Annotated in this window: 35 protein-coding genes and 1 tRNA gene; 7 read left to right on the forward strand and 29 right to left on the reverse strand. The window is 67.5% G+C overall.

Features of this window, described 5'->3' with window-relative positions; genetic code table 11:
- The 16 genes from C450_RS23735 to C450_RS17355 form a co-directional block, all read right to left on the reverse strand.
- On the reverse strand, positions 1-187 hold a 187-nt coding region (locus C450_RS23735; RefSeq protein WP_005045604.1), incomplete at its 3' end, for a 30S ribosomal protein S14.
- Complete coding sequence (locus C450_RS17285) at positions 184-702, reverse strand: 50S ribosomal protein L5 (RefSeq protein ID WP_005045605.1); 519 nt, start codon at positions 700-702, stop codon at positions 184-186. The genes C450_RS23735 and C450_RS17285, both read right to left, overlap by 4 nt.
- Positions 699-1,520 (reverse strand): 30S ribosomal protein S4e, encoded by an 822-nt coding sequence (locus C450_RS17290; RefSeq protein WP_049910374.1) that lies wholly within the window; start codon positions 1,518-1,520, stop codon positions 699-701. The genes C450_RS17285 and C450_RS17290 overlap by 4 nt, the downstream gene beginning before the upstream one ends.
- Positions 1,513-1,869 carry a 50S ribosomal protein L24 gene (rplX, locus tag C450_RS17295; protein ID WP_005045607.1) on the reverse strand — a complete coding sequence of 119 codons (357 nt, stop codon included), beginning with the start codon at positions 1,867-1,869 and terminating at the stop codon, positions 1,513-1,515. The genes C450_RS17290 and rplX overlap by 8 nt, the downstream gene beginning before the upstream one ends.
- A gap of 12 nt (positions 1,870-1,881) precedes the next feature.
- Positions 1,882-2,280, reverse strand: a complete 399-nt coding sequence (locus C450_RS17300) for a 50S ribosomal protein L14 (protein ID WP_005045608.1) — start codon at positions 2,278-2,280, stop codon at positions 1,882-1,884.
- The gene (locus C450_RS17305) at positions 2,280-2,705 is read right to left on the reverse strand and encodes a 30S ribosomal protein S17 (RefSeq protein WP_005045609.1); all 426 of its coding nucleotides are present in this window, start codon (positions 2,703-2,705) and stop codon (positions 2,280-2,282) included. The genes C450_RS17300 and C450_RS17305 overlap by 1 nt, the downstream gene beginning before the upstream one ends.
- Complete coding sequence (locus C450_RS17310; RefSeq protein WP_005045610.1) at positions 2,696-3,052, reverse strand: ribonuclease P protein component 1; 357 nt, start codon at positions 3,050-3,052, stop codon at positions 2,696-2,698. Before C450_RS17310 ends, C450_RS17305 begins: the two co-directional genes overlap by 10 nt.
- Entirely contained in the window at positions 3,052-3,273 is a 222-nt protein-coding gene (rpmC, locus tag C450_RS17315) for a 50S ribosomal protein L29 (protein WP_005045611.1), read from the reverse strand. Before rpmC ends, C450_RS17310 begins: the two co-directional genes overlap by 1 nt.
- Positions 3,273-4,391: a 30S ribosomal protein S3 gene (locus C450_RS17320; protein WP_005045612.1), complete on the reverse strand. Its 1,119-nt coding sequence runs from the start codon at positions 4,389-4,391 to the stop codon at positions 3,273-3,275. Before C450_RS17320 ends, rpmC begins: the two co-directional genes overlap by 1 nt.
- On the reverse strand, positions 4,391-4,870 hold the full coding sequence (locus C450_RS17325; protein ID WP_005045614.1) for a 50S ribosomal protein L22: 480 nt from the start codon (positions 4,868-4,870) through the stop codon (positions 4,391-4,393). Before C450_RS17325 ends, C450_RS17320 begins: the two co-directional genes overlap by 1 nt.
- Positions 4,871-4,884: 14 nt before the next feature.
- The gene (locus tag C450_RS17330; protein WP_005045615.1) at positions 4,885-5,307 is read right to left on the reverse strand and encodes a 30S ribosomal protein S19; all 423 of its coding nucleotides are present in this window, start codon (positions 5,305-5,307) and stop codon (positions 4,885-4,887) included.
- Positions 5,308-5,310: 3 nt separating this feature from the next.
- Positions 5,311-6,024 carry a 50S ribosomal protein L2 gene (locus C450_RS17335; protein WP_005045616.1) on the reverse strand — a complete coding sequence of 238 codons (714 nt, stop codon included), beginning with the start codon at positions 6,022-6,024 and terminating at the stop codon, positions 5,311-5,313.
- A 2-nt stretch (positions 6,025-6,026) separates the two neighbouring features.
- Complete coding sequence (locus tag C450_RS17340; protein ID WP_005045617.1) at positions 6,027-6,278, reverse strand: 50S ribosomal protein L23; 252 nt, start codon at positions 6,276-6,278, stop codon at positions 6,027-6,029.
- Positions 6,275-7,015, reverse strand: a complete 741-nt coding sequence (gene rpl4p, locus C450_RS17345) for a 50S ribosomal protein L4 (RefSeq protein WP_005045618.1) — start codon at positions 7,013-7,015, stop codon at positions 6,275-6,277. The genes C450_RS17340 and rpl4p overlap by 4 nt, the downstream gene beginning before the upstream one ends.
- Positions 7,016-8,029, reverse strand: a complete 1,014-nt coding sequence (locus C450_RS17350) for a 50S ribosomal protein L3 (RefSeq protein WP_005045619.1) — start codon at positions 8,027-8,029, stop codon at positions 7,016-7,018.
- 16 nt (positions 8,030-8,045) lie between these two features.
- A complete protein-coding gene (locus C450_RS17355) occupies positions 8,046-8,885 on the reverse strand; it encodes a putative RNA uridine N3 methyltransferase (protein WP_005045620.1) in 840 nt (279 codons plus the stop codon).
- Between the two features lie 249 nt (positions 8,886-9,134).
- On the opposite strand from C450_RS17355, the gene C450_RS17360 reads away from it, so the two are divergent.
- Both C450_RS17360 and C450_RS17365 read left to right on the forward strand, forming a co-directional pair.
- Positions 9,135-9,205: transfer RNA gene (locus C450_RS17360), tRNA-Gly, on the forward strand.
- Between the two features lie 137 nt (positions 9,206-9,342).
- Positions 9,343-10,218: a homoserine kinase gene (locus tag C450_RS17365; RefSeq protein ID WP_005045621.1), complete on the forward strand. Its 876-nt coding sequence runs from the start codon at positions 9,343-9,345 to the stop codon at positions 10,216-10,218.
- A 45-nt stretch (positions 10,219-10,263) separates the two neighbouring features.
- Here C450_RS17365 and C450_RS17370 read toward each other — a convergent pair whose 3' ends face one another.
- From C450_RS17370 to C450_RS17400, 7 genes are all read right to left on the reverse strand, one after another.
- Positions 10,264-10,779, reverse strand: a complete 516-nt coding sequence (locus C450_RS17370) for a PH domain-containing protein (protein ID WP_005045622.1) — start codon at positions 10,777-10,779, stop codon at positions 10,264-10,266.
- A gap of 355 nt (positions 10,780-11,134) precedes the next feature.
- Positions 11,135-12,475 carry a glutamyl-tRNA reductase gene (gene hemA, locus C450_RS17375; protein ID WP_005045624.1) on the reverse strand — a complete coding sequence of 447 codons (1,341 nt, stop codon included), beginning with the start codon at positions 12,473-12,475 and terminating at the stop codon, positions 11,135-11,137.
- Positions 12,472-13,182 (reverse strand): precorrin-2 dehydrogenase/sirohydrochlorin ferrochelatase family protein, encoded by a 711-nt coding sequence (locus tag C450_RS17380; RefSeq protein WP_005045625.1) that lies wholly within the window; start codon positions 13,180-13,182, stop codon positions 12,472-12,474. The genes hemA and C450_RS17380 overlap by 4 nt, the downstream gene beginning before the upstream one ends.
- A gap of 298 nt (positions 13,183-13,480) precedes the next feature.
- Positions 13,481-14,563 carry a siroheme decarboxylase subunit beta gene (gene ahbB / locus C450_RS17385; RefSeq protein WP_005045627.1) on the reverse strand — a complete coding sequence of 361 codons (1,083 nt, stop codon included), beginning with the start codon at positions 14,561-14,563 and terminating at the stop codon, positions 13,481-13,483.
- Positions 14,564-14,656: 93 nt separating this feature from the next.
- Positions 14,657-15,052: a DUF5778 family protein gene (locus C450_RS17390; RefSeq protein ID WP_005045628.1), complete on the reverse strand. Its 396-nt coding sequence runs from the start codon at positions 15,050-15,052 to the stop codon at positions 14,657-14,659.
- Between the two features lie 106 nt (positions 15,053-15,158).
- Entirely contained in the window at positions 15,159-15,353 is a 195-nt protein-coding gene (locus C450_RS17395; RefSeq protein WP_005045629.1) for a cold-shock protein, read from the reverse strand.
- 2 nt (positions 15,354-15,355) lie between these two features.
- Positions 15,356-15,550: a cold-shock protein gene (locus C450_RS17400; protein ID WP_005045631.1), complete on the reverse strand. Its 195-nt coding sequence runs from the start codon at positions 15,548-15,550 to the stop codon at positions 15,356-15,358.
- A gap of 122 nt (positions 15,551-15,672) precedes the next feature.
- Between C450_RS17400 and uppS the strand changes: the two genes are divergently transcribed.
- Positions 15,673-16,596, forward strand: a complete 924-nt coding sequence (gene uppS / locus C450_RS17405) for a polyprenyl diphosphate synthase (RefSeq protein WP_049910378.1) — start codon at positions 15,673-15,675, stop codon at positions 16,594-16,596.
- A 24-nt stretch (positions 16,597-16,620) separates the two neighbouring features.
- Here the strand turns inward: uppS and C450_RS17410 are convergent, their stop codons facing one another.
- Positions 16,621-17,016 carry a hypothetical protein gene (locus tag C450_RS17410; RefSeq protein ID WP_005045635.1) on the reverse strand — a complete coding sequence of 132 codons (396 nt, stop codon included), beginning with the start codon at positions 17,014-17,016 and terminating at the stop codon, positions 16,621-16,623.
- A 97-nt stretch (positions 17,017-17,113) separates the two neighbouring features.
- Positions 17,114-17,722 carry an undecaprenyl diphosphate synthase family protein gene (locus C450_RS17415; protein WP_005045636.1) on the reverse strand — a complete coding sequence of 203 codons (609 nt, stop codon included), beginning with the start codon at positions 17,720-17,722 and terminating at the stop codon, positions 17,114-17,116.
- A 128-nt stretch (positions 17,723-17,850) separates the two neighbouring features.
- Between C450_RS17415 and C450_RS17420 the strand changes: the two genes are divergently transcribed.
- Positions 17,851-19,236 (forward strand): DUF92 domain-containing protein, encoded by a 1,386-nt coding sequence (locus C450_RS17420; protein ID WP_005045637.1) that lies wholly within the window; start codon positions 17,851-17,853, stop codon positions 19,234-19,236.
- Positions 19,233-19,751: a GNAT family N-acetyltransferase gene (locus C450_RS17425; RefSeq protein WP_005045638.1), complete on the forward strand. Its 519-nt coding sequence runs from the start codon at positions 19,233-19,235 to the stop codon at positions 19,749-19,751. The genes C450_RS17420 and C450_RS17425 overlap by 4 nt, the downstream gene beginning before the upstream one ends.
- Here C450_RS17425 and dnaG read toward each other — a convergent pair.
- A complete protein-coding gene (gene dnaG / locus C450_RS17430) occupies positions 19,682-21,217 on the reverse strand; it encodes a DNA primase DnaG (protein WP_005045639.1) in 1,536 nt (511 codons plus the stop codon). The genes C450_RS17425 and dnaG overlap by 70 nt on opposite strands.
- 135 nt (positions 21,218-21,352) lie before the next feature.
- Positions 21,353-22,417, reverse strand: a complete 1,065-nt coding sequence (gene carA, locus C450_RS17435; protein WP_005045640.1) for a glutamine-hydrolyzing carbamoyl-phosphate synthase small subunit — start codon at positions 22,415-22,417, stop codon at positions 21,353-21,355.
- Between the two features lie 98 nt (positions 22,418-22,515).
- Between carA and C450_RS17440 the strand changes: the two genes are divergently transcribed.
- A complete protein-coding gene (locus C450_RS17440) occupies positions 22,516-22,929 on the forward strand; it encodes an Lrp/AsnC family transcriptional regulator (protein ID WP_005045641.1) in 414 nt (137 codons plus the stop codon).
- Between the two features lie 11 nt (positions 22,930-22,940).
- Here C450_RS17440 and C450_RS17445 read toward each other — a convergent pair whose 3' ends face one another.
- On the reverse strand, positions 22,941-23,645 hold the full coding sequence (locus C450_RS17445; protein WP_005045642.1) for a hypothetical protein: 705 nt from the start codon (positions 23,643-23,645) through the stop codon (positions 22,941-22,943).
- A 58-nt stretch (positions 23,646-23,703) separates the two neighbouring features.
- A complete protein-coding gene (locus C450_RS17450; RefSeq protein WP_005045644.1) occupies positions 23,704-24,411 on the reverse strand; it encodes a CehA/McbA family metallohydrolase in 708 nt (235 codons plus the stop codon).
- Between the two features lie 53 nt (positions 24,412-24,464).
- Between C450_RS17450 and C450_RS17455 the strand changes: the two genes are divergently transcribed.
- Complete coding sequence (locus tag C450_RS17455; protein ID WP_005045645.1) at positions 24,465-25,463, forward strand: diacylglycerol/lipid kinase family protein; 999 nt, start codon at positions 24,465-24,467, stop codon at positions 25,461-25,463.
- Positions 25,464-25,499: the final 36 nt, after the last annotated feature.

Here is a 25,499-nt window from a genome sequence, read left to right on the forward strand (position 1 = left end):
TACACGACGCTCTTCCGATCTGTCGATTTAACCCTATGCCGCGCGCGATCTCGCGGAAGCACTGTCGGCAGAGCCAGATGTCGTACTTCCCGACGAGGCCCTGCTTGCGCCCGCAGCGCTGGCAGTCCTCGATCTGGCCTGTTCGCTTCGTCGCGTGTTCGCCGGTGTCGGTTTCGCTCTCGCTCATTGTACCTCCACGTCGAATTCGTTTTCGAGGAACGTGATCGCGTCCTCGACGTCGAGCCGGTGACGGCTCGGCAGCTGGCGTGTGGCCTTGTTCCGTCGTTTCACCCGTGCGCCGGGCCGGTTGAGGTTGACCGTGACGTCGAGCCCGTAGATCCCGATGCTCGGATCGTACTCCTGGTCGGGGAACTCGGTGTGCTCGGCGACCCCGAAGCTCACGTTGCCGGTCTCGTCGAACTGGGTGCGCGAGATATCGGCGAGGTCGAGCGCGGTGGCGAGGAACGTCTCGGCGTCCTCGCCACGCAGCGTGACCTTCGCGCCGATCGGATCGCCCTCGCGGATGTCGAACTCGGGCTCGGTCGCCTTGGCGCGCGTCCGGACGCTTTCCTGGCCGGTGACGGCCTCCAAGATCTCTTCGGCGTTCGCGAGCTCGCGACCACCCTCACCGACGCCCATGTGGACGACGATCTTCTCGACCACGGGTTCGCGCATCGCGTGGAACTCCGCGGCTTCGCTCACTCGTCGTCACCTCCGTCGTCGGCGTCGGTCCCGTCGTCTTCCGCCTCTGCCCCATCGTCCGCGTCCTCGGTGGGGTCGTCGGTGGCGTCGGTGTCCTCGCCGGCGGCCGTGACGGTGTCGTCGTCGTCCTCGTCGACGAAGTTCTCGTCGATGACGACCACGTACTCAGCGACCGTCTCGAACCCGCCGTCGTCCTGGGTGATGGTGACGTTGTTCGAGGAGCTGCCAGGCGTGACCTGGATGTCGTCGATCTCGCCGATCTCGCCGGCGTGACGACCCTCGACTGCGGTCACCAGCGCACCCTCCTCGTAGGGGAAGTGCGCGAGGATCTCGTCGTCCTCGTCGACCACGATCGAGTCGCTGCCGGCGTACTCGCTCGCGTCGTCGATCTCGAGGGTGCGGCCGTCGTGGAGCGCGAGCTGTGTCGCGCCGCCGGGCACCTGCTGTTTGCCCTCGATCTTGCCGAGTTTCGAGTCCGCGTCGTCGGCGTCGATCGTCGTCAGCGCGAGCCGACCGCCCTCGTCGGGGAACACTCGGTAATGCTCGTTTCGCTCGACGAACTCGAGGATGTCGAACATCCCGATCGGACGTTCCTCGTCGTCGAGCGTGTCGCCGTTGACGAGCACCGAGCCCTGATTCAGCGCGTAGCGCGCCTCTTTCCGGGAGTCGACGTAGCCGAGCACGTCCCGCAGAACGACGAGCAGCGGAACCCCGCTCTCGCCGTGCGGGCCCGCGCCCGCCTTCACGGTGAACGTCTCGGTCTTGCGCTCGACGGGCCACGAGTTCGGCACGGAAAGTCGCTTCTGGTGCTTACTCATCGTCGGCCTCCAGGCGCTCCTCGCGCCGGTCGTCCTCCAGATCGAGGTCGGTGATCCGAAGGTTGCTCGCGTCGAGCGGTCGGGCGACCTCCTCGCCGTCTGCGGTCTCGGTGACGACGTCCTCGACGTGGACGGTCGCGTCCTTCAGGTCGACAGCCACGACGTCGGCCTCCTCGCCGGCGAAATCGCCGCGCAGGACCTCGACGGTGTCGCCCTCGTTGACCCGGGCGTTCCGCCGGTCGTACTCCTCGCGGAGGTCGTCGTCGAGCGTCGCACGGACCTGGCGATGCTTCTCGTGGAGCGGCGCGCGCTCCGTTCGTGTCCGTTGTTTGTGTGGTTGTTTGCTCATGCGTTCGTACTCCTAAACGATCATCGTGGCCGCGCTCGCGATCGAGCCGAACCGCTCGGCGACTTCGCGTGCGACGGGCCCGCGGAGTTCGGTCCCCCGGGGGTCCTCGTTCTCGTCGACGACCACCGCGGCGTTGTCTTCGAACTTCACGCGGGTGCCGTCTGGTCGTCGGATCGGCTTTCGCTGGCGGACGATCACGGCTTCGAGCACCTGACGGCGCATCTCGGGGGTGCCTTTGGTCACCGAGACCGACACCTTGTCGCCGAGACCCGCCTTCGGGTGGCGATTTTTCGTGCCGGAGTAGCCCGACACGCTGATGACCCTCAGCTCGCGCGCGCCCGTGTTGTCCGCACACGTCACGAGCGAGCCCTTTTCGAGGCCCTGCGTGACGTCGGCGGCGAGGGCTTCCATCAGGCGTCACCTCCGGATTCTCCGGTCGACGCCTCGATCTCGTCGAGGGCGACCTCCGAATCGGGATCGGAGGGGCCGGAGAGACTGCTCGCGCCGAGGTCCCGGGTCGTGTCGAGCGTGCCGACGACGACGTGGGCCTTGGTCTTCGAGAGCGGCCGGGTCTCGGCGATCCGGACCGCGTCGCCCACCGAGAGGTCGAGACAGTCGGGCGCGTGCGCGGGAGTGCGCGAGCGCCGCTTCATCTTCCGATCGTACTTCGGTACGGTGACGTCGTACTCGCGTTCGACGATCACCGATCTATGCATCTCCGTCGAGGCGACCATCCCGTCGACCGTCCCGCCACGCACCGAAACCGTGCCGTGGAACGGACAGTTCGGGTCGTCGCAGGTCGTCTCGGGTTCGTCGACGTTCAATCCTAGCGCCATGTCGAATCACTGCTCCGTTCGGTGCGGCGGGCCGGTGTCGCGACCAGCCGCTCGCCCTCGACCGTCACGTGGACGGTCTCGGCTGCTTCGGGGTCGGCCGGGGTGACGTCCGCTGGGGCGACCGACTCGCCGCCGAGCGCGAACTCGAAGGTCGCGCCCGCCTTCGGTACCTGTTTCGCGGCCGTGGCTCCACCCGCGGTCGCCGCCGTTTCGACCGACAGCGTGTTTTTCGTCTCGCGCACGACCCGTCCCTCGATACCCGTGAGAGTGGCGTTGTCGGCCGCTGCGACCCGCGTGTGCAGGCCACAGAGTTCGTGTCGCGCGAGCGTTGCGGGAGTGAGCGCCATCAGGCGTCCTCCTCGCTCTCGTCGTCGCCTTCCTCGTTTCTGATCGTCTTGAGTCGCGCGATGGTCCGCCGGAGCTCCCCGATCCGGCCGGGGTTCTCTGGCGCACCGCCGGCTGCCTGCACAGCCCGTGTGTTGAGCAGCTCGGTCTCGAGCTCTTCGAGCTCGGCCTCGCGCTCGGCGGGCGTCATGTCGCGCATCTCCGCGGCGTGGAGGATCGCCATCAGGCGTCACCTCCGTCGAACTCCTCTGCGCCCGCCTTGATGCGCTCGGCGAACGCCGGGCCGACGCCTTCGGCCTCGGCGAGGTCGTCCTCGCTCGCCGCGCGCACGTCCGCGACCGACTCGAAGCCGGCCTCGACGAGTGCGTCGGCCTTCGCGTCGCCAACGCCGTCGATGACGGTGAGGTCTCCACCGGCCTCGGCGTCGTCCATCTCGTCGATGATCGCCTCGGCCGCGGCGTCGGTCTCCTCGGAGAGCTCCTCGTCGATGTCCTCGCCCGCTTCGGCGGGCTCCTCTGGTGAGGTTTCGGCCGAACCCTGCTCGGACTCGATCTCCTCTTCGATGATCTCCTCGGCCCCAGTGGCTTCCGCGTCACCTTCAGGGGGCGTTTCGGTCACCTCGAAGTCCTCGTCGCTCTCGGACTCGTCGGGACCGGCAACGGGCTCGTCGGCCTCGCCCTCGCCGCTGAGGAGTTCCTCGACGTCGTCGCCCTCGACCTCTTCGGGTTCGAGCACGCTGGTGTCGACGTCCTCCTGGATGCGGAAGTCGTCGGGCAGCTCCGCGTCCGGCGGGATGATTCTGACTGTGACGCCGATCGTCCCGAGCTTCATCACCGCGACACCGTCGCCGCGGTCGACGATGCTCTGGGCCGGTTCGCCGTTGTGCTTGATGTAGCCCCGGTTGAACTTCTCGTTACGCGAGCGTGCACCGGTCACCTTCCCGTTGAGGGTGATCTCCGCACCGCGTGCGCCCGCGTCCATGATCCGATCGATCGTGGTGTGGCCCGCCTTCCGGAAGTACCAGCCACGTTCGAGAGCGTTGCCCAGTCGATCCGCGACGATCTGGGCGTTGAGGTCGGGTTCGTCGACCTCCTGAACGTCGATCTGTGGGTCGTCGAGGTCGAAGCGCTCTTCGAGCTGGGTCGTGATCTTCCGGATGTTCTTCCCACCCTTCCCGATCACCATGCCGGGCTTCTCGGCCCGCAGCACGATCTGGGTCCCCATCGGGGTCTTGGCGAGATCCATCCCGCCGTAGCCAGCGCGCTCCAGCTCGTCGCCGAAGAACTCGTCGATCTGGGTCCGCTGCATCCCGTCCTCGATGAACGTCTGCTCGGAGCCCATCAGTTCTCACCCTCCTCGTCCTCGTCGGGTTCCTCGACGATCAGTTCGACGTCGACCTCGGGCGTGTTCCACGCGCTCGCGCGGCCCATCGCCCGGGGCTGTCGGCCCTGCACCTCGCCGATCTTGTGGGCGGCGACGTGTTTGATCGTCATCGGATCGGGCTCGAACCCCTGGTGTTCGGCGTTCGCGCCGACGTTTTCGAGCAGATCGAGAAAGGCCTTCGAGGCCTTCTCGGGGTAGCGACCGGCGTCCCAGCCGTCGATGTCGCTGCGATGGCCCACGCCCGTGTTGTGCGAGCGGAAGGGGACCGACCGATCGCCGGCGATCACGGCTTCGAGGTACGTGCGTGCGTCGGCGACGGTGCGGCCCTTCAGCTCCCGGGCGATCTCCTTGCTGTGCTTGTGGCTCATGTGGCGCTCCCGGAGCATGGCTTTCGCCGTTCGCTCGGGGTCCGCGTCCACGCTGTAGCTGATTCCCATGTGTTATGCCTCCATCATTTGAGCGGCACGAACTTCGAGGAGCGTGTCGCGCCGATCCCCGCCTGGCCGTGCTCGACCGAGGTCCGGGTGAGCTGGAACTCGCCCAGGTAATGGCCGAGCATCTCGGGCTCGACACGGACTCGCTCGAACTCTTGGCCATTATGAACCGCGAACGTCTTGTTGACGAACGCGGGCAGCACCGGCATGTCGCGCAGGTGCGTCCTGATCGGATCGTTCGCGGTCTCCTCGGTGCCGCTTTCGGCGGCCTCCTCGATCAGCTGTTCCTGTTCGACCGAGAGGCCGCGCTCGATGGTGCGGCGCAGGCGTGCGGGTAGCAGCTCCGCGACCGCTTCTCGGTCCATCTCCTGTAGCTCCTCAACTGTGTGGCCGCGGTAGGTGAACTCGCCCTCGCGACCGGTTCTGTAGTCCGAACTCATGTGTCACTTCCTCCCGGTCCGCTTGCTGGCGATGTCGCCGACCTTCCGGCCGGGCGGCGCGTCACGCGAGACGCTTTTCGGCTGGCCGGGATGCTGGCGACCGCCGCCACCGAACGGGTGGTCGACGGCGTTCATCGCGACGCCGCGCACTCGCGGGTACTTGCTCCCGCGCGAACGCATCTTGTGATGCTTGTTGCCCGCCTTCACGAACGGTTTTTCAGTACGGCCACCGCCCGCGACCACGCCGATCGTGGCGCGACACTGCGGATCGAGGCGTTTCACCTCGTCGCTCGGCAGTTCGACGACCGCCGTGCGGCGGTCGTGGGTGATGAGCTGGGCGTTCACGCCCGACGCGCGGGCGAACTTTCCGCCGTCGCCCGGCTGGCTCTCGACGTTACACACCGGCACACCCTCCGGAATCTCGGCGAGTGGGAGCGTGTTGCCCGGTTTGATCTCGGCCGAGACGCCGACCTGCATTTCCTCGCCCACGCCGATGCCTTCCGGCGCGAGCACGAGGCGCTGATCGCCGTCGTCGAACTCGACCGCCGCCACGGGCGCGCTCCGGGCGGGGTCGTGCTCGATGTCGACGACCGTGCCCGTGATCAGATCGCCCTCTTCGGTCGATTGATGCGACAGGTCGGCCTTGTATCGGTGGGATGGCGCGCGGAACGTCGGTCCGCCCCGGCCCCGGCGCTGTCCCTGAATGCGTCGTCCCATGTTCAGAACACCCCGATTCGCGAGGCGACTTCGTCCGCGTCGTCGTCCTCGCTGAGTTTGACGGTGGCTTTCTTCTCGCCGTTCGGCGTCACCTGCGTGGTGACGTCGACGATCGAGACGTCGAAACGCTCCTCGATCTCCTCGGCGATCTCGGGTTTCGTCGCGTCGAGCGAGACCATGAACTGGAGCTTATTTCGATAGTCCATCTCGTTCATCGCCTTCTCGGTGACGTGGGGGTAGCGGATCGAGCTCATCGGTCCGCCACCTCCTCGATGGCGCTCTCGGTCCAGATCGTCAGCCGGCCGCCCTGTGCGCCCGGCGCGAGATCTTCAGTATTGACCTCTCGTGCGGTGGCGACGTCCGCTCCCGCAAGATTTCGCGCCGCGCGCGAGGGCTCGTCGCTCGTGACGAACAGGATCGACGACGCCCGCTTGTACTTCCGGCCACGCGTCGTCCCGCGTCCCGCGCGGATCGTCTTGTCCTCGGCGCGCTCGATGTCGTCGTGGACGCCGAGCGCTTCGAGCAGCGAGACGACCTCCTGGGTCTTCACGAGATCCTCGAACTCGTCGCTCACCACGAGCGGGAGATCGCGGTCTTCGAACTGGTGGCCGCGGTCGGCCACCCGCTCTGCGTCGGTGGTCGCGGCGATCGCGCTCTGAGTGGCGAGCTTTCGCTCTTTCGTGTTGATCTGCTTCGAGCTGTCCTTCTCCTCTTTCGGCGGGTGGGCCTTCCGGCCGCCCACGGTCTGGGGGACGCGGCGGCCCTGGCCGTTCGATCGGGGAACGTGGGCCATACCGCGACCGCTGCCCTGTGACTCGGCGGGCGTCCGCATCCCGGCGTAGTCGTCGGCACCGGTCGCCTGGGTGCGGTTCGCCTGTGCGGCGCGCACCGCATCGCCGATCAGGTCGGGCCGGTACGGCGTCTCGAAGATCGCGGGGAGGTCGACCTCGCCCGCCTCGCCGCCGTCGGTGTCGTAGACTGTTGCGTTCATTTATCCTTGCCCCTGGTTCGATGCCGTCGAAACGTACCGGACCTCGGGATCGAGGCGCGGCTGGTCGCCGGGTCTGACCGCCGGCCGGAACCGGAGCAGTCGCTGGTCCGGACCGGGGAGCGATCCCTTCACGAGCGCGTACGGCCCGTCGATCTCGCCGTAGTTGACGAACCCGCCGTCGACGGAGGGCTCGTCGCCGTCGCCCGAATCGACGAGGCGTTTGTTGAGCTCGGTGCGCTGGTGGTAGCCCGTCTGGCCCTGCTGGGGGACCGTCGAGCGAACCCGCGAGGGGTTCCACGGGCCGAGGTTGCCGATCCGGCGCTTGTAGCCCTGGCGGAAGTGTTTGCCTTTGCGTTTCTGGACGCCCCAGCGCTTGACGGGGCCCTGGGTGCCCTTGCCCTTGGTGACGCCAGCGGCGTCCATGTACTCACCGGGGCGGAACACCTCGGTCAGATTGTGTTCGCCGCCACCGGTGATGAGTTCGAGCCCGAACTCGACTCGATCGTCGAGTGAGCCGCCGCCGATCCGGGTCTCCATCACGTCCGGCTTTTTCTTCGGAATGTTCACCATCTCGCCCGGCACCGTGTGGGTGATCGCGCGGACGTCGCCGATATCGGCCTCACTGATGGCCTCCCGGAACGCATCCGGGTCGGCCTCGCCATCGGGGACGTCGAGCGCGCGGTCGAGATCCGCGTGGAACTCGTCGGTCCACGTCTCGGTCAACGGTCGGAGCCCGTAGGGCGTGTCTTCGTACGCCCGGAGCGCGACCGCCCGCATCGGCGGCGTCTCGACCACCGTCACGGGTACTGTCTGTTCCATGCCTTCGCGCGGGGAGTTGGCCGCGTCGTCGATCATCACGACGTGGCTCATTCCGGCCTTGTAGCCGGCAAAGCCCTGAAGCCCGGGCTGGCCGTCAGCCTCGGGCCACGAGCCGAAGCGCGGGACTTCGCTCGACGCGCGTTGTCGCGGGCCGTATCCCAACGAGCCCTTGCGTGGTCTGCTTGGTTGTACCATGTGTTTTCTCCTCCTGCTATCGCGGTAGGGTGAGACAGGCGAGGGTGGCGAACACCGCTTCTTCGGTGCGCACGACCTCGCTGCCCTGGTTCGGAACCGTGTCGAGCCAGCGATCGAACCCCGCAGGCTCGTCGGTCTCGCTGCCACTCGCCACCGACCCGGTGTCGATGCCAAGCATCGCCGGCAGCCCTCTCTCGGGCGCGCCGAAGGCGACGGTCATGCCGTCTTCGACCCGTCCGGCCAGCACTCCGAGTCGATCCGTCGTGAGCGCCTCACCGTGGCGCGACGTGGCGATCCGGAGCCCGGCGTCCTCACGGCCGAGCGCTGCCGAGAGGTCCGCGCGCTCGACGGCGAACCCGGGTGCGGGCTCGTCGACGATCCGCGCGCGGACCGGCTCTCGCGAAGAGATCCTGACGGTCACACGCTCTCCCTCGTCGAGTCCCACGTCGGTGGGATCGACCAGTGAGATCGGGTGTTGCAGTCCGCAATTGACCCGAACGCGTCCATCAGGGCCGACCTCGGTCACGATTCCCTGTCTTGACGACCCCGAACCTTGCGATTCGGAGCCGGTCCGTGAGACGGCGCGAAGCGGTGGCAAGACGCCCGCTTGCTCCAGTTCGTCCCGCGTGCCCCACGCCTCCTTTCGGAGGTACGGAGCGGTCGCGGCGTACCGCAGTACCGTGGAAACGAACCCGCCGCCCCATCGCCGGTCGCCGTCGGGATCCGGGAAGACCGTAACGCGGTCGATCCGGAAGACGGTGGCCGCGCGGGCAACGAGACCGACCTTGTGGGTCGCCTCGCGCTTGTCGGCGGCCTCCCGGCAAAGGGACGACGGCACGAGCAGGCTGACTGTCATGCCGTGACGCTTTCGTGCCGTGCCACTAGACTGTAGCGCTTCTACCGTAGTGGGTTACAAAAACGTAGCGTTTCATCGCGAGCGAAGCGAGCGTGAAGCCTGTCGTGAGCGGAGCGAAACGACAACGCTTCGCGTGAGGGGTGTGTGGCGTTCACAGGCGATTCGAGGGACTGTACGGCGTTGGGTACTGCCACAGTCGGGCGGGTTCGGAACGTTTTTATCTCTCACCGGAATATGAACAAGTGCAGGGCGCTGGTAGTGTAGTGGTATCACGTGACCTTGCCATGGTCACAACCCGAGTTCAAATCTCGGCCAGCGCACTTCTATCGAATCCACCGTCGAGTAGTTCGTCGCTCGGTACGTCGAATGTAGTGTGGGTGGCGAGCTGACGACAAACGATCCTCAGGAGAGGACAGCGTCCGCTATCCTTTTGCGCCCCCTCGCACAATCCGCGGACATGCTCACCGTCCGGGCCCCCGCGACGAGCGCCAACCTCGGCAGCGGGTTCGACGTGTTCGGCGTCGCCCTGGAGCGCCCGGCGGACGTCGTTCGGGTCGAAAAGGCCGACCGGACGACGATCGAGGTCACGGGCACCGGGAGCCAGTACATCCCCGAGGACCCCGAGAAGAACACCGTCGGGGCGGTCGCTGAGGCGCTCGACGCGCCCGCGCACATCGAGATCGACAAGGGCGTACGGCCGGCTTCCGGGCTCGGGTCGTCGGCCGCGAGCGCTGCTGCCGCCGCGGTCGCACTCGACGAACTCTACGCACGCGGACGCACGCGCGAGGAACTCGTTCCGATCGCGGCCGAGGGCGAGGCGGTCGTTTCTGGAACTCCCCACGCCGACAACGTCGCACCCGCGATTCTCGGTGGGTTCACGATCGCCGCGGGCGAGGGCGTCTCGCAGGTCGACACCACGATCCCGCTCGTGGCGTGCCTGCCCGAGATCGTGGTCTCCACCCGTGATGCGCGCCGGGTCGTTCCTGAAAGGGCGACGATGGAGGAGCTTGTCGAGACGGTCGGTGCGGCTGCGACGCTCACGGTCGGAATGTGTCGCGGTGATCCCGGACTCGTCGGCGCGGGGATGGACGATCCGGTGGTGACGCCCGCCCGCGCCGATCTGATCGACGGGTACGACGCGGTCAGGACTGCGGCGCTCGAAGCGGGCGCGACGGGCGTCACCGTCAGCGGTGCGGGACCGGGTGTGATCGCGGCGTGCGAGGCGGACGACCGGCGGCAGATTGCGAGCGTGATGCTCGACGCGTTCGCCGAGCGCGGGATCGACGCGCGCGCGTACCCGACGCGAGTCGGGCGAGGCGCGACGATCCACTAACGGACGTCTCACTCACACGACGTCTTCATCCGGCGTTCGTTCGACTCAGAGTCCGTCTCGCTCTCCGGTAGCGATGTCGTCGAGCGCCTCCGTCAGGGATTGATTGACCTGCTGGGGATCGGAAACGCCGTTGAAAGAGACATCCATGGTGTCCGAGCCGGCGGTGTAGATCGTGATGTGGCCGTACGAGAACAGGCGTTCGAGCACCGACTGGTCGTAGGTCGTATTTTGTACGCGATCGAGCCTGACCTGGGCGACGTTGCGGTTCACGATCCCGGTCTTGCGGTAGACCTCCTCGCTCGTGATGATGTAGTGGGTGCTCCGCTGGGAGACGTACGCCCATGCGACGATCACGAGCCCGATCGGAACCCCCACGAGGGGGAGCCACCGGACCGGCGGCTCGGTCAGAACGACGGCCGTCAACACGATCCCGGCGATCGCGATCACGAGTCCGATCACGATCGATGGCAGGACCAACCGGAGACTGGGGTGGCCATCCCACCGGACTTCCTCGCCCTCTGTGAGCGTGACCCATTCCGGAACGTCAGCGTTCTGTGACATGCTCGCTGATACTGAGCCGGTCCGGATAGATGTACCGACGATCGATGGACCGGATGGCGATTCGCTACGCGTGAGTGATTTTTGTGGAGCTGCGCCGCGTGGCTGCGGGGCGGTAGCGGGGCGGTGGTCCCTGACGGATGAAAGACGAAGCTACGAGCGTAGCGAGTAACTGAGGGCTCCGGCGGTGCTGTGTGGCTGCGGAGAAAATCGTCTGTGCGAGCGAAGCGAGCGCGGCTCGCCGTGAACGAGCGATCGTCGGGAGCGAGTGTTTTCAATCCAGGTTTTGCGGGGAGGGGTGCCCGCAGCGCGGCGAAGCCGCGTGAGGACCACCCCCTCTCCGTAAAAATGTGGGTGCTTAGTCGTCCAGTTCGTCGTAGACGGCTGCGGCGAACGCACGTTCCATCTCGGAAGCCGGCTCGTCGGCCGCCAGCTCGTCCTCGTCGGCAGGCTCGTCGCCGTCGAACGTGGGATCGAACAGCTGGAGCGCGGTGTTGATCGTCGACCAGTCGTCGGCTTCGGCGGCGTCGCGCAGGCTCCGGGTGGGAGCGGCGAGCAGCTGGTTCACGAGCGTGTCCGCGAACGACTCGACGACGGCGTGCTGGTCGTCGGTCAGCCCGTCGGTTTCGAGCTTCGAAACCGCGCGCGCGAGTTCGCGCTCTTTCATGCGTTCCGCACCCGCGTACATCGTCCCGATCACCTCGTCGGCACGCTGGCGCTTGTAACGGGCGAGCAGCCGATCGAACTCGTCGTCGATCAGCGTCTCGACCCGCGCCGCGGCCTCCCGGCGACGTTCGTGGGTCTCGTCGGTGACGGATTCGAGCGCATCGAGGTCACACACTGTCACGTCCGGCCGGTTGCCAGCACTGGGCGGCACGTCGCGCGGCTGGGCGAGATCGACCACGAGCGTCTCGCCAACCGCCTCGAACATTGTCCGCTCGAAGACCGGATCGGGACTGCCGGTCGCCGAAACCACGACATCGGCAGCGTCGACCGCCGCCGCTACCCCGTCGAGCGTGAGCGCGGTTGCCTCGACATCGACGGTGCTGGCGACGTGCTCCGCGTTCGCCGCCGTCCGGTTCGCGATCAGGAGTTCGTCGACCGACTCGGCGAGCGCGGTAGCGACGAGCGTTCCCATCTCGCCCGCGCCGACCACGAGCGCGGTCGCGTTCGCGAGCTCCGCCTCGTTCGTGGCGAGTTCGGCGGCGGCGCTGCCGAGCGAGACCACGCCCTCGTTGATCGCGGTTTCGGCCCGCGCGCGCTCGCCGACGTGGAGCGCTTTCTCGATCCCCGTCTCGAACAGCCGCCCGATCCCGCCGGCCGTCCGGGCGGTCGCGTAGGCGTCTCGGAGCTGGCCGAGGATCTGATCCTCGCCGAGCACGATCGATTCGAGGCCGCAGGCGACCCGCATGAGGTGACGCAGACTCTCCTCGTGGCCCAGATCGATCACCGCTTCGTCCGGTACGTCCTCGACGACCGACGCGACGATCGCCCGCCCGCGATCGGGATCGTCGGTGACGACGTACGCTTCGACCCGGTTGCACGTCTCGACGACGAACGCCTCGCAGACGTCCTCACGGTCGAGCAGCGCCTCGACGGCCGCGCGTTCGTCACGGACGCCGGCGGCCTCGATCGTTTCGACGTTCGCACGCCGGTGCGAGACGCTGACGCCGGAGATGACACCGGTGGCCGTGGTCATTGCTTTCCCGTCGACGAGAGCACGTCGCTGATCACTGATTCCGCCTCTGTCTCTGTTTTGTGATCCGGATCACCTAAACCCTTCCAAACCCGTTCCGATCGGACGACCGCCCGGATGGCTGCCCGACGCTGGGAGGGGCCGATGCCGCGCTCGCGGAGCTCCGTGCGGAGCTGTCCGGAGAGATCAGCCATCGCTCCCACATCTGCGAACTCCGCCTCGAAGCGCTCGCGGAGATACCGGCTGAGTGCTGGACTCCGGCCACCGGTGGCGACCGCCATCGTCACCGGATCGTCCCGGACCGTCGCTGGCACGACGACCTCCCTCGCATACCTATCGCTCCCGCCGTCCCCATCGTCAGTTGGCTCGCCGTTCGATTCATCCGCATCTCCACCCTTGCTTCGATCGGCACGATTCAGGAGGACGCCGCGTTCGTTTGCCGCGCTCGCGATGGCGTCGTTCACCGCGTCGTCGTCGGTCGCCGCGACCGCGAGCGCCGGGTCGGTCCGTTCGAACCAATCCGGGACGACTGTGGGATCGGGGGCAGCCCGAACCCGCTCCGCACCGCCGAACTCGTCGCCAGCGAACGACGGGCTCACGACCACGACTTGCGCCTCGCGGGCGAACCGGCGGGCCTTGCGCGCACCGACCGACCCGCCACCGAACACCAGCACCGTCGCTCCAGTGAAATCGTGGAGTAGCGGTATCACGACGCTACCTCTGGTGTGCCGTTGCGGTGTGGCGCACGGCGCGGTCTACGGTGCGGTCGGTGTGGCGGTCTGCGGTGGCGGTCCCTGGTGGACTGGAAGGGCGAGCGGGCTACGCGAACCCGGACGAAGTAAGCACCGCAGGGAGTGAGCGAGCGGAGCGAGGCGCGAACGAAGTGAGCGTGGTTCGAAGGACGCGAAGCGTCTTTCATCATCACGAGAGAGCTTCGCTCTCTCGGACGACAACGAGTCCCGGGAGCGTACCCGCGAGGGCTTCCGCCGTCATCGCGGTGGACGTTCTTCATTCGTCGTCTTCGCCGTCGGTGTTCGCTGCGGCGCGTTCGTCCAGCCGGATGCCCGTCTTCTTCAGGATGCGCGTCGAGAACAGCGTGTCCCAGTCGTCGTCGCTGACGTCGAAGAACGCCGTCATTCGCTCCGTGACCTCAGCAACCCGCCGTTCGCTCTCGGCCTCGGAGCGGCCGTGAGTCATCGCGAAGAAGTTGTACGGCCAGACGCCCTCGTGGCGCGGGCGCTCGTAGCAGTGGGTGACGAAATCGAGGTCGGCGATCGCTGGCCCGACCTCGCCGACGAGGTCGTCGGGGACGTTCCAGACCGTCATCCCGTTCTCGGTGTACCCCAACGAGTAGTGGTTCGGGACGACGCCCACGCGCCGGATCTTCCCGCCGCGCTCGAAGCGTGTGATCGTCTCGATCACCCACTCGACGTCCGCGTCGATCGCTGCGGCGACGTCGCGGTACGGCGTTTCGGTGATCGGCAGCCCACCCTGGAGTTCGACGACGAGATCGCGTTCGGCGGGCGTGAGCCGGTCGTCGGTCGCGGGATCGACATCGGGCCCGAGATGCGATAGATCGAGGTCGCCGTCGTCCACCGGCCCGTCGAGCAGGAACTTCGCCTCGACCCGGAACTCCTGCTGCTTCGGGAGATTGTAGGTTTCCTGGCCGGTCTCGGCCTCGATCTCGGCAAGCACCTCGTCGACCCGCTCCGAGTCGGCGACGCTCACGACGAACCACATGTTGAGATGGGGATGCTCGCGCTCGTAGTTGTGCGCGACCTCGCGGTGGGCGTTGACCTGCTCGGCAACCTCCTCGAATCGTTCTTCGGGTGCGTGCATCGCCACGAGGGTCGCCGTGCCGCCGATCGCCTCGGCGTCGATCAGCGCACCGAACCGCGAGAGGGTGCCCTCCTCGTCGAGTCGTTGTATCCGATCGAGCAACTCGTCGGCCGAGCAGTCGACGTCACGCTCGCGGAGGGCCGCGGCCGCGGGCTCGAACGGCCGCTCGACCACCGGGAACCCGCCCTGGAAGGCGTTGAGAATCGCGCGATCGCGACGATCGAGATCGACTGCGACGTCCGCCTCGTTCATGATCGTTGTCGGTGCGCATCGGGGATAAACACCCCGTTCGGCCGGTCTTCGATACCGCGAACTCTGTCGCCGTCGTCCCCCGATCGTCCGTCGTCAGCCTTCGACGCCAGTCACCGTGTACCCTTCGTCGCGGAGATCGTCGAGGATCGCCGCGTGGTCGGCGCTCGCCTCGTAGTAAAACACCACGTCGTGGGTCCCCTCCCGGAGGAGTTGCTGGCACTCCCAGACGAACGCGTCGCCCTCGATCGTGAGTCCCTGGTGTTGGTTCAGTCCGAACTCGGGGTCGTCGGTGCCCGAGTGGACGTAGGTGTCGCCGGCGTCGGCGTGGCTCGCGATGGTCTCGCCGATCTCGATCGTGGCCTGGTGGAGCAGGCTCTCCTCGGCGCTCGAAAACTCGGTGTGGACCACGACGCCGTTGAGTTCGATCTCGCCCGGTTCGAGCAGCGCCGCCGCCCGCCGATAGAGGTCATCGTCGATGGATTCGCTCATACCGGAGGCTCACGGGCGGGACGTATAGATGCTGTCGATACCGCCGGCGACCGACTGAACAACGCTGTCGCTCGCCGGGAGCAAATATTGTGTTCGAAGGTCGCCGTTACAGCCGTTCGAGGTTCTCGGCGCGCGGACCCTTGTCCGCCTGCACGATGTCGAACTCGACCTCCTGGCCCTCTTCGAGATCGGGGCCGCCGATGTCCTCCATGTGGAAGAACACGTCTTCCTCGGAGTCGTCGCTGTCGATGAAACCGTACCCGCCCGTGTCGTTGAAGAAGTCTACTGTGCCGTTCGCCATGATTACAGCCGTTCGAGGTTTTCCGCGCGCGGACCCTTGTCTGCCTGCACGATATCGAACTCGACCTCTTGGTCCTCTTCGAGGTCGGGGCCGCCGATATCTTCCATGTGGAAGAAGACGTCCTCCTCGGAGTCCTCGCTGTCGATGAAGCCGTAACCGCCCGTGTCGTTGAAGAAGTCGACCGTACCTGTCGCCATTGCACTCGGTCCGAGGCACTGGGGACATAAAAACCTGCGCAAATCCTCGCCGTCCATGCCACCCTTTCGCGCCCGCATGTCGTGGCATAAGACTCATTTCACCCGCGCGAGTGCGAAGCATAATGCCTTCCAGTGCGCGTCGCTTGCTCGATCGGACGTACGAACGTCTGCTCGAACGCGAGGTCGACGGCGCGCCCTCCCACGTCGCCGTGATCCAGGACGGCAACCGACGGTACGCCGACGAGCGTGGCAAGGACGCCTCCGATGGCCACCGTGCGGGGGCGGAAACCACCGAACAGGTCCTCGATTGGTGTGCCGATGTCGGCGTCGAGGAGCTCACCCTCTACACCTTCTCGACCGAGAACTTCGATCGCCCGCCTGAGGAGAACGAACGCCTCTTCGCACTGCTCGACGAGAAGCTCCGGGAGTTCGCCGAAGCCGAGCGCGTCCACGATCGGGAAGTCTCGATTCGTGCCATCGGCGAGACCGATCAACTGCCCGAGCACCTCCGCGACGCCGTCGAGTACGCCGAAACCCGCACCAGCGGCTACGATCAGCTCCGCCTCAACATCGCGCTCGCCTATGGAGGCCGCGCCGAACTCCTCGGCGCGGCCCGTGACGCCGCTCGCGCGGTCGAGGAAGGCGATCTCGCGCCACACGAGATCGGCGCCGACGAGATCGATCGTCGGCTCTACGAGGGGCCGACGCGCGACGTCGACCTCATCATCCGTACTGGTGGTGACGAGCGCACCTCGAACTTCCTGCCGTGGCACGCCAACGGCAACGAAGCAGCGGTCTTTTTCTGCACGCCCTACTGGCCGGCGTTCGCGAAAAAGGACTTCCTGCGGGCGATCCGGACCTACGAGTCCCGCGAGGAATCGTGGCGGCGCACCCGTGCGCGGCGCGCGCTCGCGCTGGTGCGGGCGGTCGGCAGTGCGGAGCTCGACGAGGCGAGCGCCATCGTCGATCGGTTCCGCGAGTATCTCCCGCGTCGCGAACTCGAACGGGTCGACCGCGACGAGGGCGAGTCGGCGACCGCCGACTGACTGGCGACGCACTGCGGGCGTTCATCACGTCGCACGACGCTCGACGGTCAACAGCGTCGCGGCAAGCACCGACAAAACCGCGAACGGGACGATTGCGTTGCCGATGCTGAACAGCGAGAGCACCGAAAGCATCGACGCTGCCACCGCGAGTCCCCAGACGCGCCACACGCGTTCGGTCCACGCCCAGTACCCAACGCCGAGCGAGAGCGCGGCGACGACGACCGACCAAAAGAGGATTATCGGTGCGTTCTCGGCGGCGAGCGTTGTGCCGTCTACGAACAGATATGGAATCGCGGACGTGACGAGCAGATAGCCAGCACCGAACAGTCCGGCGAGGGCCGCGAGCACGCCGACGCTCCTCCCGACGAGATTGAGGCGGGACCCGTCCGCCCGGTCGCGGTCGGTCGTGACGTTCACCACAGCCGACTGTTCGTTTCAACGGCACATAGTTCTTGTCGAGCCATGAAATCCGCTCGCCTTCCGGCCCTGGAGACATCACGGCGGCCGCTCTCCGGCCTCACTTTCCGTACCGGCGCTGTCGGTTCTGATAGTCCCGAAGCGCCCGCAGATAGTCGCGCTTCCGGAAGTCCCGCCAGTTCACGTCGGTGAAGTGGAGCTCCGAATACACCGACTGCCAGATCATGAAATCCGAGAGGCGCTCCGCGCCGGTCTTGATCACGAGGTCGGGATCGGTCGGAAAGACCAGCCGCTCCTCGATCGCGTCGCCGTCGACGTCGTCGGGCGCGAGCGTCCCGGCCTCGACCTGGGTTGCGACCCCGCGGACCGCCGCCGCGAACTCGTGTTTGCCACCGAGACCGATGCTGACCTGAATGGGGGCGTCGGCGCGCTCGGCGTCGTCGGGGCCCCGAACCGCGAGCTCGCGCGGCGCGTCACACCGCTCGAAGACCTGCCGGATGGCGGGCACGGCACCGGTGTCGAGCACGCTGACGTACACCATCACGCGGTCGGCCCCGTACTCGAACGCCCACGCGAAACAGTCCTCGAGGGTGCGGTAGGCACCGTCCTCCAGGAGGTCGCGCTCGGCGATAACCACCGCGATCCGCTCGGGCAGCGTGGCCGGGTTCCGGCGGACCCGGGCGGCGAGATACCTGTCGTAAAGTCCCACACCCCGACTACTCGCGGGGTGCGCCTAAAACTCACGGCTCGTCCCGGCGAAATCGGCGATTCGCCGCGTCACACCTGTCGGTTCCGGGCTTCGGGAGTGTTAAGTGGCCATCGGCGAAACGACGGGCAGTGACATCCACCGTCCGGCGGGCGGGCGCGTTCGCACTCGTCGGCGCGCTCTCGCTCGCCGCGCCCTTCCTCGGGCCCGCGATCGCGGCCCCGTTCGTGCTGATCGCCGGCCTCGCGGCCTTCGTGATCGACGACGGGCCGGTGTTCGAGCTGTTCGCCCGCTCGGGCGATCGCCAGGAACGCACCCTCTACGGGCTCGCGGGCTTCGCACTCGCGATCGCGGGGCTCGCGCTGTTCGCCTCGGTGTTCGAAATGCCGACGTTCGTGTTCGTGGCGAGCGTCCTCGTCCTCTCGGGTGGCACCCTCGCCGAGGCGGTGGCCCAGGAGTGGCGGGGCACACCGATCGCGGGCGTCGTCGGGTTCGTGGTCGGCGGAACTCTCACAGGCGCGGCGGGCCAGCTTGCTGTCGGACTCGCGGCTCCTGCGCCCCTGCCCGCGCTCGCGGTCTTTTACGCTGCCAGCGGGGCGTTGCTCGGCGCGCTGGTGCGCTCGGTGCTGTTCGAGCGCGACGATCCCCTCGTCCTGTTCTCGATGGGACTCCTGCTCTGGCTACTGGCCGCCCTCGAACCGTCGGTCCCCGCCACCGGAATCGGTCTCGCGCTCGCGGTCACCGCCGGGTTCGGCTATCTCGCGTACGCGCTCGACACCGCCTCGATCCCGGGGATGGTGACGGGCGTGCTCTCCGGCCTCCTGATGATCGTGCTCGGCGGGTTCGGCTGGTTCGCCCTCCTCATCGCCTTCTTCGCGGGCGGCGGGCTCGCCACCAAGTTCCGCTACGACCGGAAACGACAGCGCGGCATCGCCGAGGACGACGGCGGCGCACGCGGCAGCGGGAACGTGCTCGCGAACGCCGCGGTCGCGCTGGCTGCGGTGCTCGGCTACGCCGCGGCCCCGCTGCACCCCGTCGGCGGCGAACTGTTCCGGTTCGTCTTCGCGGGATCGATCGCCGCCGCGATGGCCGACACGCTGTCGAGCGAGATCGGCGGTCTCTACGATACCCCCAGGCTCATCACGACGCTCGAACCCGTCCCTCCCGGCACCGATGGCGGCGTGACGTGGCAGGGTGTGGTCGCCGGACTCGGTGGCGCGGCGCTGGTCGCCGGGCTCGCTGCCCTCGTCTTCGACGTGACACCTGCGGGCGCGGCGATCATCGCTGCGGCGGGCGTCGCGGGGATGATCGTCGACAGCCTCCTCGGGGCGCTGTTCGAGAACCAGCGCTTCGACAGTCTGCTCCCGGGTACGAGCGGCGTTCCCGGAGCCGAGCCCGGCGGCGGCTCGCTCGGGAGTCTGGAGTTCGACAACCGGACCGTGAACTTTCTCGCGACGCTCGCGGCCGCGATGATCTGTGCCGCGCTCGCCGTGAGCATCGGCCTCGCTCCGGGATGATCGAAATCCGCGAGGCGACCCGCGACGATCTCACGACGCTGCTCGCCATTCAGTCGGTGTCGCTCGACTCGACGTGGCCCGATCTCCTGCATGCGGGAATCGACGGCCCACCGTTGGTGCTGGTTGCCGGACAGCCGCCGGTGGGCTACGCGCTCGCGATCACGGGCGATCCAGCCTACCTCGCCGAACTCGCGGTCGCGCCCGATCACCGAGGAACGGGCCACGGCTCGGCGCTTCTCGGTGCACTCGTCGACCGCGTGGGTGGAAGCGAACTCCGACTCACGACCCGTGCGGATGCGAGGCGTGCGAAACGGTTCTACGAGCGCCACGGCTTCACGGTCGCCGAGCGGTTGCCGGGCCACTACGACGGCGACGACGGCCTCCTGCTCGTCCGTCAGTCCGAGGCCGATCTGCCGGACGGCGACGACGGCCTCCTGCTCGTCCGTCAGTCCGAGGCCGATCTGCCGGACGGCGACGACGAATCGGCCTCCCCGTCGGATTCGGGCCGGAGCTGAGCCGGCGTCCGCACCCGAACGCCGGTGGGTTTCTTGACGAACTCGCCCTCCGAACGCGCGACGACCTGCTCGACGCCGCGCTGGGCGGCGATGTCGAGTACGCGCTGGGAGAGTTCGCCGTCGATCACCACGCTCGCCGGCACCGCTGTCGCCTCGGCGATGGTATCGAACGCCTCTGCCGCCGGGGCCTCGGCTACCGTCTCGAACTCGGTGTCGAGCAGCCGAACACGCTCCGTTCCATCGTCGATGACTGCTCTGACGTGCCCTTGGAGCGTTTCGGGCTCGGATGTGGCGTCCGATTCGGTGTCGGCCGACTCGTCGTCCGCTGGTTCGTCGCTCGCCGGTTCGTCCGTGTCGCCGGTCGGTTCGCCGTTCGCGTCGCTCCTGGCCGATTCGGCTCCCTCGGTCGGTGCCTGTGCTCCGGGTTCGTCCCTTTCGTCCCCTTCGTCCGTCGAATCTGGTCCTGTCGAGGGCGACTCCGCCGAATCGACCGACTGGGTCGCCGGATCGCCGGCAGCGTCGTCCACCGACGTCTCGATCTGGCCAGCGAGGGCGTTGGATCGGGCCGCACCATCGGATTCGACCGGCGGCGCGGGCTCGGCGCTCTCGGGCGCGGGCCGCAAACTGCCGTCGGTGGCGGCGACGGCCTCGCGCGGGCTGCTCGCGCCCGCAACGAGATCGTAGGCGACCTTCTCGCGGAGTGCCGACAGCGCCGCCTCGCGCGCGAGGTCCTCGACGCTCTCTCCCGTTGGCGCGACCGCGACGTAGTCGACATTGCCGACCTGATCGAGCTCCTTCAAGATCAGATCGCCCCCGCGGTCGCCGTCGAGGAAGGCGGTCGTCGTGCGCTCCGTGGTGAGCGCGGCGACCGCGTCGGGGACGTTGGTGCCCTCGACCGCGATGGCGTTTTTGACGCCGTACCCGAGCAGGGTGAGCACGTCCGCACGCCCCTCAACCACGATGATCGCGTCGGCGTCGGCGACCCGCGGGCCGGCCGGCAGCCCCTCGTAGGTGGTGATCTCCCCGGTGCGTGCGCTCTCGCGGACGGCCTCGACGAGCTCCGCCGAGCTCATCGTGCTCTCCTCGAACGCGCCCAGCAGCGCCTTCGCTCGATCGACCACCTCGCGGCGTCTGGCCGCCCGAACGTCCTCGATCCGGTCGACGTCGACGATCGAGCGACACGGCCCGATCCGGTCGATGGTTTCGAGCGACGCGCCGAGGATCGCGGTCTCGACCTTGTCGAGCCCGCTCGCGATGGTGATCCGGCCGAACGACTGGCCGTTTTGAGAGTTGATCGTCACGTCGATCCGGCCGACCTTCGAGGCGTCCTGAAGCGTCCGGAGATCGAGGTCGTCGCCGAGCAGCCCTTCGGTCTGGCCGAAGACTGCGCCGACAACGTCGTTGCGCTCCACCACCCCCTCGGCGGTGACGTCCGCGTGAATCAGATACTTCGCTGAGTCCTCCATGATTGTGAACTGCCCCAGTGGGGCGTACTCCGTGAACCGCGTTGAAACCGCGTCACTGATGCAGCAGATATTGCCAGTCCGAACGCATATACCTACCGCCACACGGCTCCGTCGTAAAAACCGGACGTGAAACGCTCAGTCCGCAGTCGGGGCGACTCGTTGGGCGTCCGCCATCGCGAGCACGTCGTCGAAGAAGTCGAGCGAGTCGTGTGGGCCGGGGTTGGCCTCGGGGTGGTACTGACGGGTGATGACGTCGAGTGCGTCGCTCGCGAGCCCTTCCGGCGTGTCGTCGTTGACGTTGATCTGTGTGACGTCGAGCTCGCCCGGCTCGGTCACGGTGTAGCCGTGGTTCTGGGTCGTCATCACCACACGGCCCGAATCGAGGTCACGAACCGGCTGGTTCACGCCGCGGTGGCCGAAGGCCATCTTTTCGGTGGTACCGCCGAGGGCCGCCGCGACGATCTGCTGGCCGAGACAGATCCCGGCGAGCGGGAGGTCGCCCGCGAACTCCTCCACGAGTGCCTGAGCGGCCTCGAAGTTCTCGGGATCGCCGGGGCCGTTCGAGACGAACAGGAGGTCCGGATCAGTCCTCGAAACGTCTTCGGGGGTGGCGTCGTACGGCAGCACGGTGACGTCCGCACCACGCTCCATGAGCGACGACCGGATCGAGCCCTTCGCGCCGCAGTCGATCAGCGCGACGTCGTACGCTCCATCGCCCTCGTAGCGCGCGGGTTCGTCGACGCTGACCGTCGCGCCGATGTCGGTGTGCTCGCTCATTCCCCTGCACCGATCGAGCTCGGCGAGTGCGTCCTCGGGGGTCGCGTCGGGGCCGGCGGCGATCCCACACTCCATCGCGCCCTCCTCGCGGACGTCGGTCACCACGTCGCGGGTGTCGAGGTGATCGATCGCGGGGATTTCTTCGCTTCCGAGCCACTCGGCAACGTCGTCGGTGAGTTCGCGCGCGAGGACCGCCGTGGGCTGGACCTGATCGGATTCGAACCGCTCGTCCCGAACGCCGTAGTTGCCGATCAGCGGGTACGAGAAGGTGAGCACCTGCTCGGCGTAGGAGGGATCGGTGAGACTCTCCTCGTAGCCGGTGTAGGCGGTCGTGAAAACCAGTTCGCCACGGGCCGTGCCCGGGGCGCGCGCACGCCCGGTCAGGACGTGGCCGCCCTCGATCGCCACGTAGGCATCCGTCATTACGATATGCGTACAGACGCACCCCTAATAACCGTTGTGTTCGAAACAAGGTTACGATATTCGTAATCGTGAAGTGCCGGCGATCGGTACGGTCACGAATGGACGACCTCGATCGCCGCATCCTGAACGTCCTCCGACGCGATTCGCGGACACCGTACACCGAGATCGCCGAGGAAGTAGGAACGTCGGAGGGGACGGTCAGAAATCGCGTCGAGCAGCTCGTCGACGATGGGACCATCGAGCGCTTCACCGTGACCACCCGGACGGGTAACATCAAGGCGATGATCGAAGTCGGGGTCGCGGTCGACGTCGACACCTCGGCAGTCTCGAAGCGGATGACCGAGTGGCCCGAGGTGGATTTCGTCTGGCAGGTTTCGGGCGAGGAGGACGTGGTGCTCGTCGTCGACGCGGCCGATACCGCCGCGGTCAACGCGCTGATCACCCAGGCCCGCGAGCTCGACGACGTCGTGAGCACCAAGACCCGGCTGATCCTCGACGAACGCCGCGGGTAGGGTGGTCGTCGTCAATCCCCGAGCGCCGCGATCCCGGCGCGGAGCTGTGTCCAGCCGCTCGTGACCAGTGCCTGGGGAAATCGTCGCCGTGCGCCGTCGAGTGTCTCTATGAGCGCCGCCGTGGCGTCGTCGAAGATTCCGGTTCCGTGGCCGAGGAGAATTCGCTCCGGACGGAGATCACCGAACAGGTGTCGTGGTGGAAACAGCCGTCCGGGGAGAAACAGCGCGATGCGCTCGTCGCCCACGGTCGCCGAAAGCTCGGTGCTCAGCACGTCGGGGACGTAGAGCGTCCCGTTCGATTCGTGGTACGCGATCGATTCTCGACAGCCCGGGAACGGCCGCGCGTTCCGCACCCGAAAGCCGGAATCTCCGATCTCGTCGGTGAACTGCTCGATCGGTGCGTCGATGCGCGCCGTGGCCCGGTTCAGCCACCGCGGGACGTGAACCGACACGCCATAGCGCTCCGCGAAGACGGCGGCATCTCGGGCATGAAAGTCCGACAGAACGGCCACACCGACGATTTCGCCGATCGATTCGATGAGGTCGTCCACGCCCGGTGCGTCGAGCGGGTCGACGAGCCACACGCCGTCGTCGCCACCGATTGCGTGACTCGCCCGCCGACCGTCCTCGTGGGGATGCGCCAACCAGCCGACGCCACCCGCCCACCGATCGATGGGGCGACACTTGGTCGGCTCGTCGCGTGCGTACATCGGCATGGCCGACCCGTCGGCGGAACTGGTCAAGAGTATTGTGCTTCGGCCGGAACGAGCGCCGTCAGTCGTCCTCGGGCGGCGCGCCGACGCCCGGGGTGGCCCACTCGGGACGGTCGAACTGCTCGCTCTCCTCGTGGATGTATCGATAGAGCCGGCCGATGACCTGGTAGGGGAGCCAGTCGTCGACTCGTGGCTCGACCCGTCCGTCCTTGATGGCTGCGACCACGTTTTCGGGGGTGGGTTCGGCGACGTCGACTGCGGTGTACGCCCGGCCGACCTCCGGGGGGTAATGGACGTCGCTGCCGCCGGTCATCGGGAGTCCGTGGCGGTCGGCGAGGCGTTCGACCCACGCCCGCGTTCGGGGGTGTTTCCCGTTGACCTCGATGGCGTCGAACGACGCGTCGACCTCTCTGACCGTCGAGTTTCGGTAGGGATGAGCGACGATCGCGGCACAGCCCCGATCGTGGGCGATTTCGACGACTTCCGTTGGCGTGAGCTCTCCGCGCACCGTCTCGGACGGTGGATCGGGGCCGACCACGAGCACGTGACCCTTCGTCGTCGAAACCTCGATTCCGGGAATGACCGCGACGCCGGCGAGTTCGTCGCCGAACTCCCGATAGTAGTCGTGGTTGGTGGTGGCGACCCCGTCGAGCCCGCGAAGGCGTGCGGTCCCGGCGAGCAGCCGGGCCCCGAGCGGGTCGTAGGCGTCGCCGAGCCGACGATGACCGTGGAAGAATCGCGTGTGTGCGTGGAGGTCGATCCGATACACACTGGACGGTGGAGCCGGCAGGCCTTTGCTGTTCCGTCCGCAATCAGGGGGCCATGAACGGACGATCGGTGCGCAGAGGGCGTGGTCCCGAACCCCCCATCCGCACCGACGGCGGCCGCGCTGCCGACGGGCACGCCACCGATACCGGGAGCGAGGGATCGCGGGTGCTCGTCCTGAACCCGGTGAGCGGGAGCGCCGATCACACCGAGCGGATCCACGAGCTCGCCGCCGATCACGACTTCGCCGTCCGCGAGACCAGCGAGGCCGGCGACGCCATCGAATTCGCCCGCGAAGCGGCCGACGCCGACCTCGTCGCGGCCGCCGGGGGCGACGGGACGATCCACGAGGTGGTCCGAGGCCTCTACGACGCCGACGCGCTCGATTCGACGACTATCGGGGTCGTGCCGACGGGAACGGGCAACAACTTCGCCGGCAACATCGGGGTCGGCGATGTCGAGGAGGCGTTCGCGGTGCTCGAAACCGGCGATACGCGCGATATCGATTGCGGGATCGCGAACGGTCGGCCGTTCGTCAACTCCGCGATCGCGGGGCTGACCGCCGACGCGAGCTCCGAGACCACCGCCGACATGAAAGACAGCTTCGGCGTACTCGCATACGTCGTGAACACCGTCCAAACCGCCGCGTCGTTCGAGGGGCTCACGATCGACGTCGAGACCGCCGCGGACGAGGAGTCGTGGCACGGCGAGGCGGCGTTCGTCCTCATCGGCAACGGCCGCCGGTTCCCCGTCGAGGGCCACACTCAGGCCGACATGGAGGACGGCCGGTTCGAGGTCACCATCATCGAGGACCGTCCGACCGGGAAGCTCGTCGGTGAGGCTGCCATCCGGCGGCTGCTGGGGACCGACACGTCGAACATCACCCGACTCGAAACCGCCGCGCTCTCCATCTCCGTGCGGGACGGCGAGCCGGGAACGTTCAGCCTCGACGGCGAGATGCTCTCGGCGCGCGAACTCGATGTCGAGGCGGAGCGCGAGGCGCTCTCGATCCGGGTCGGCGAGGGCTACGAGATCGACCCGGAGCCGCTGGACTGATCCCCACTCGTCGACGTTCGGATCGGCGGCCGCACA

Origin of the sequence: Halococcus salifodinae DSM 8989, assembly GCF_000336935.1 — an archaeon.
Taxonomy (GTDB): Archaea; Halobacteriota; Halobacteria; order Halobacteriales; family Halococcaceae; genus Halococcus; species Halococcus salifodinae.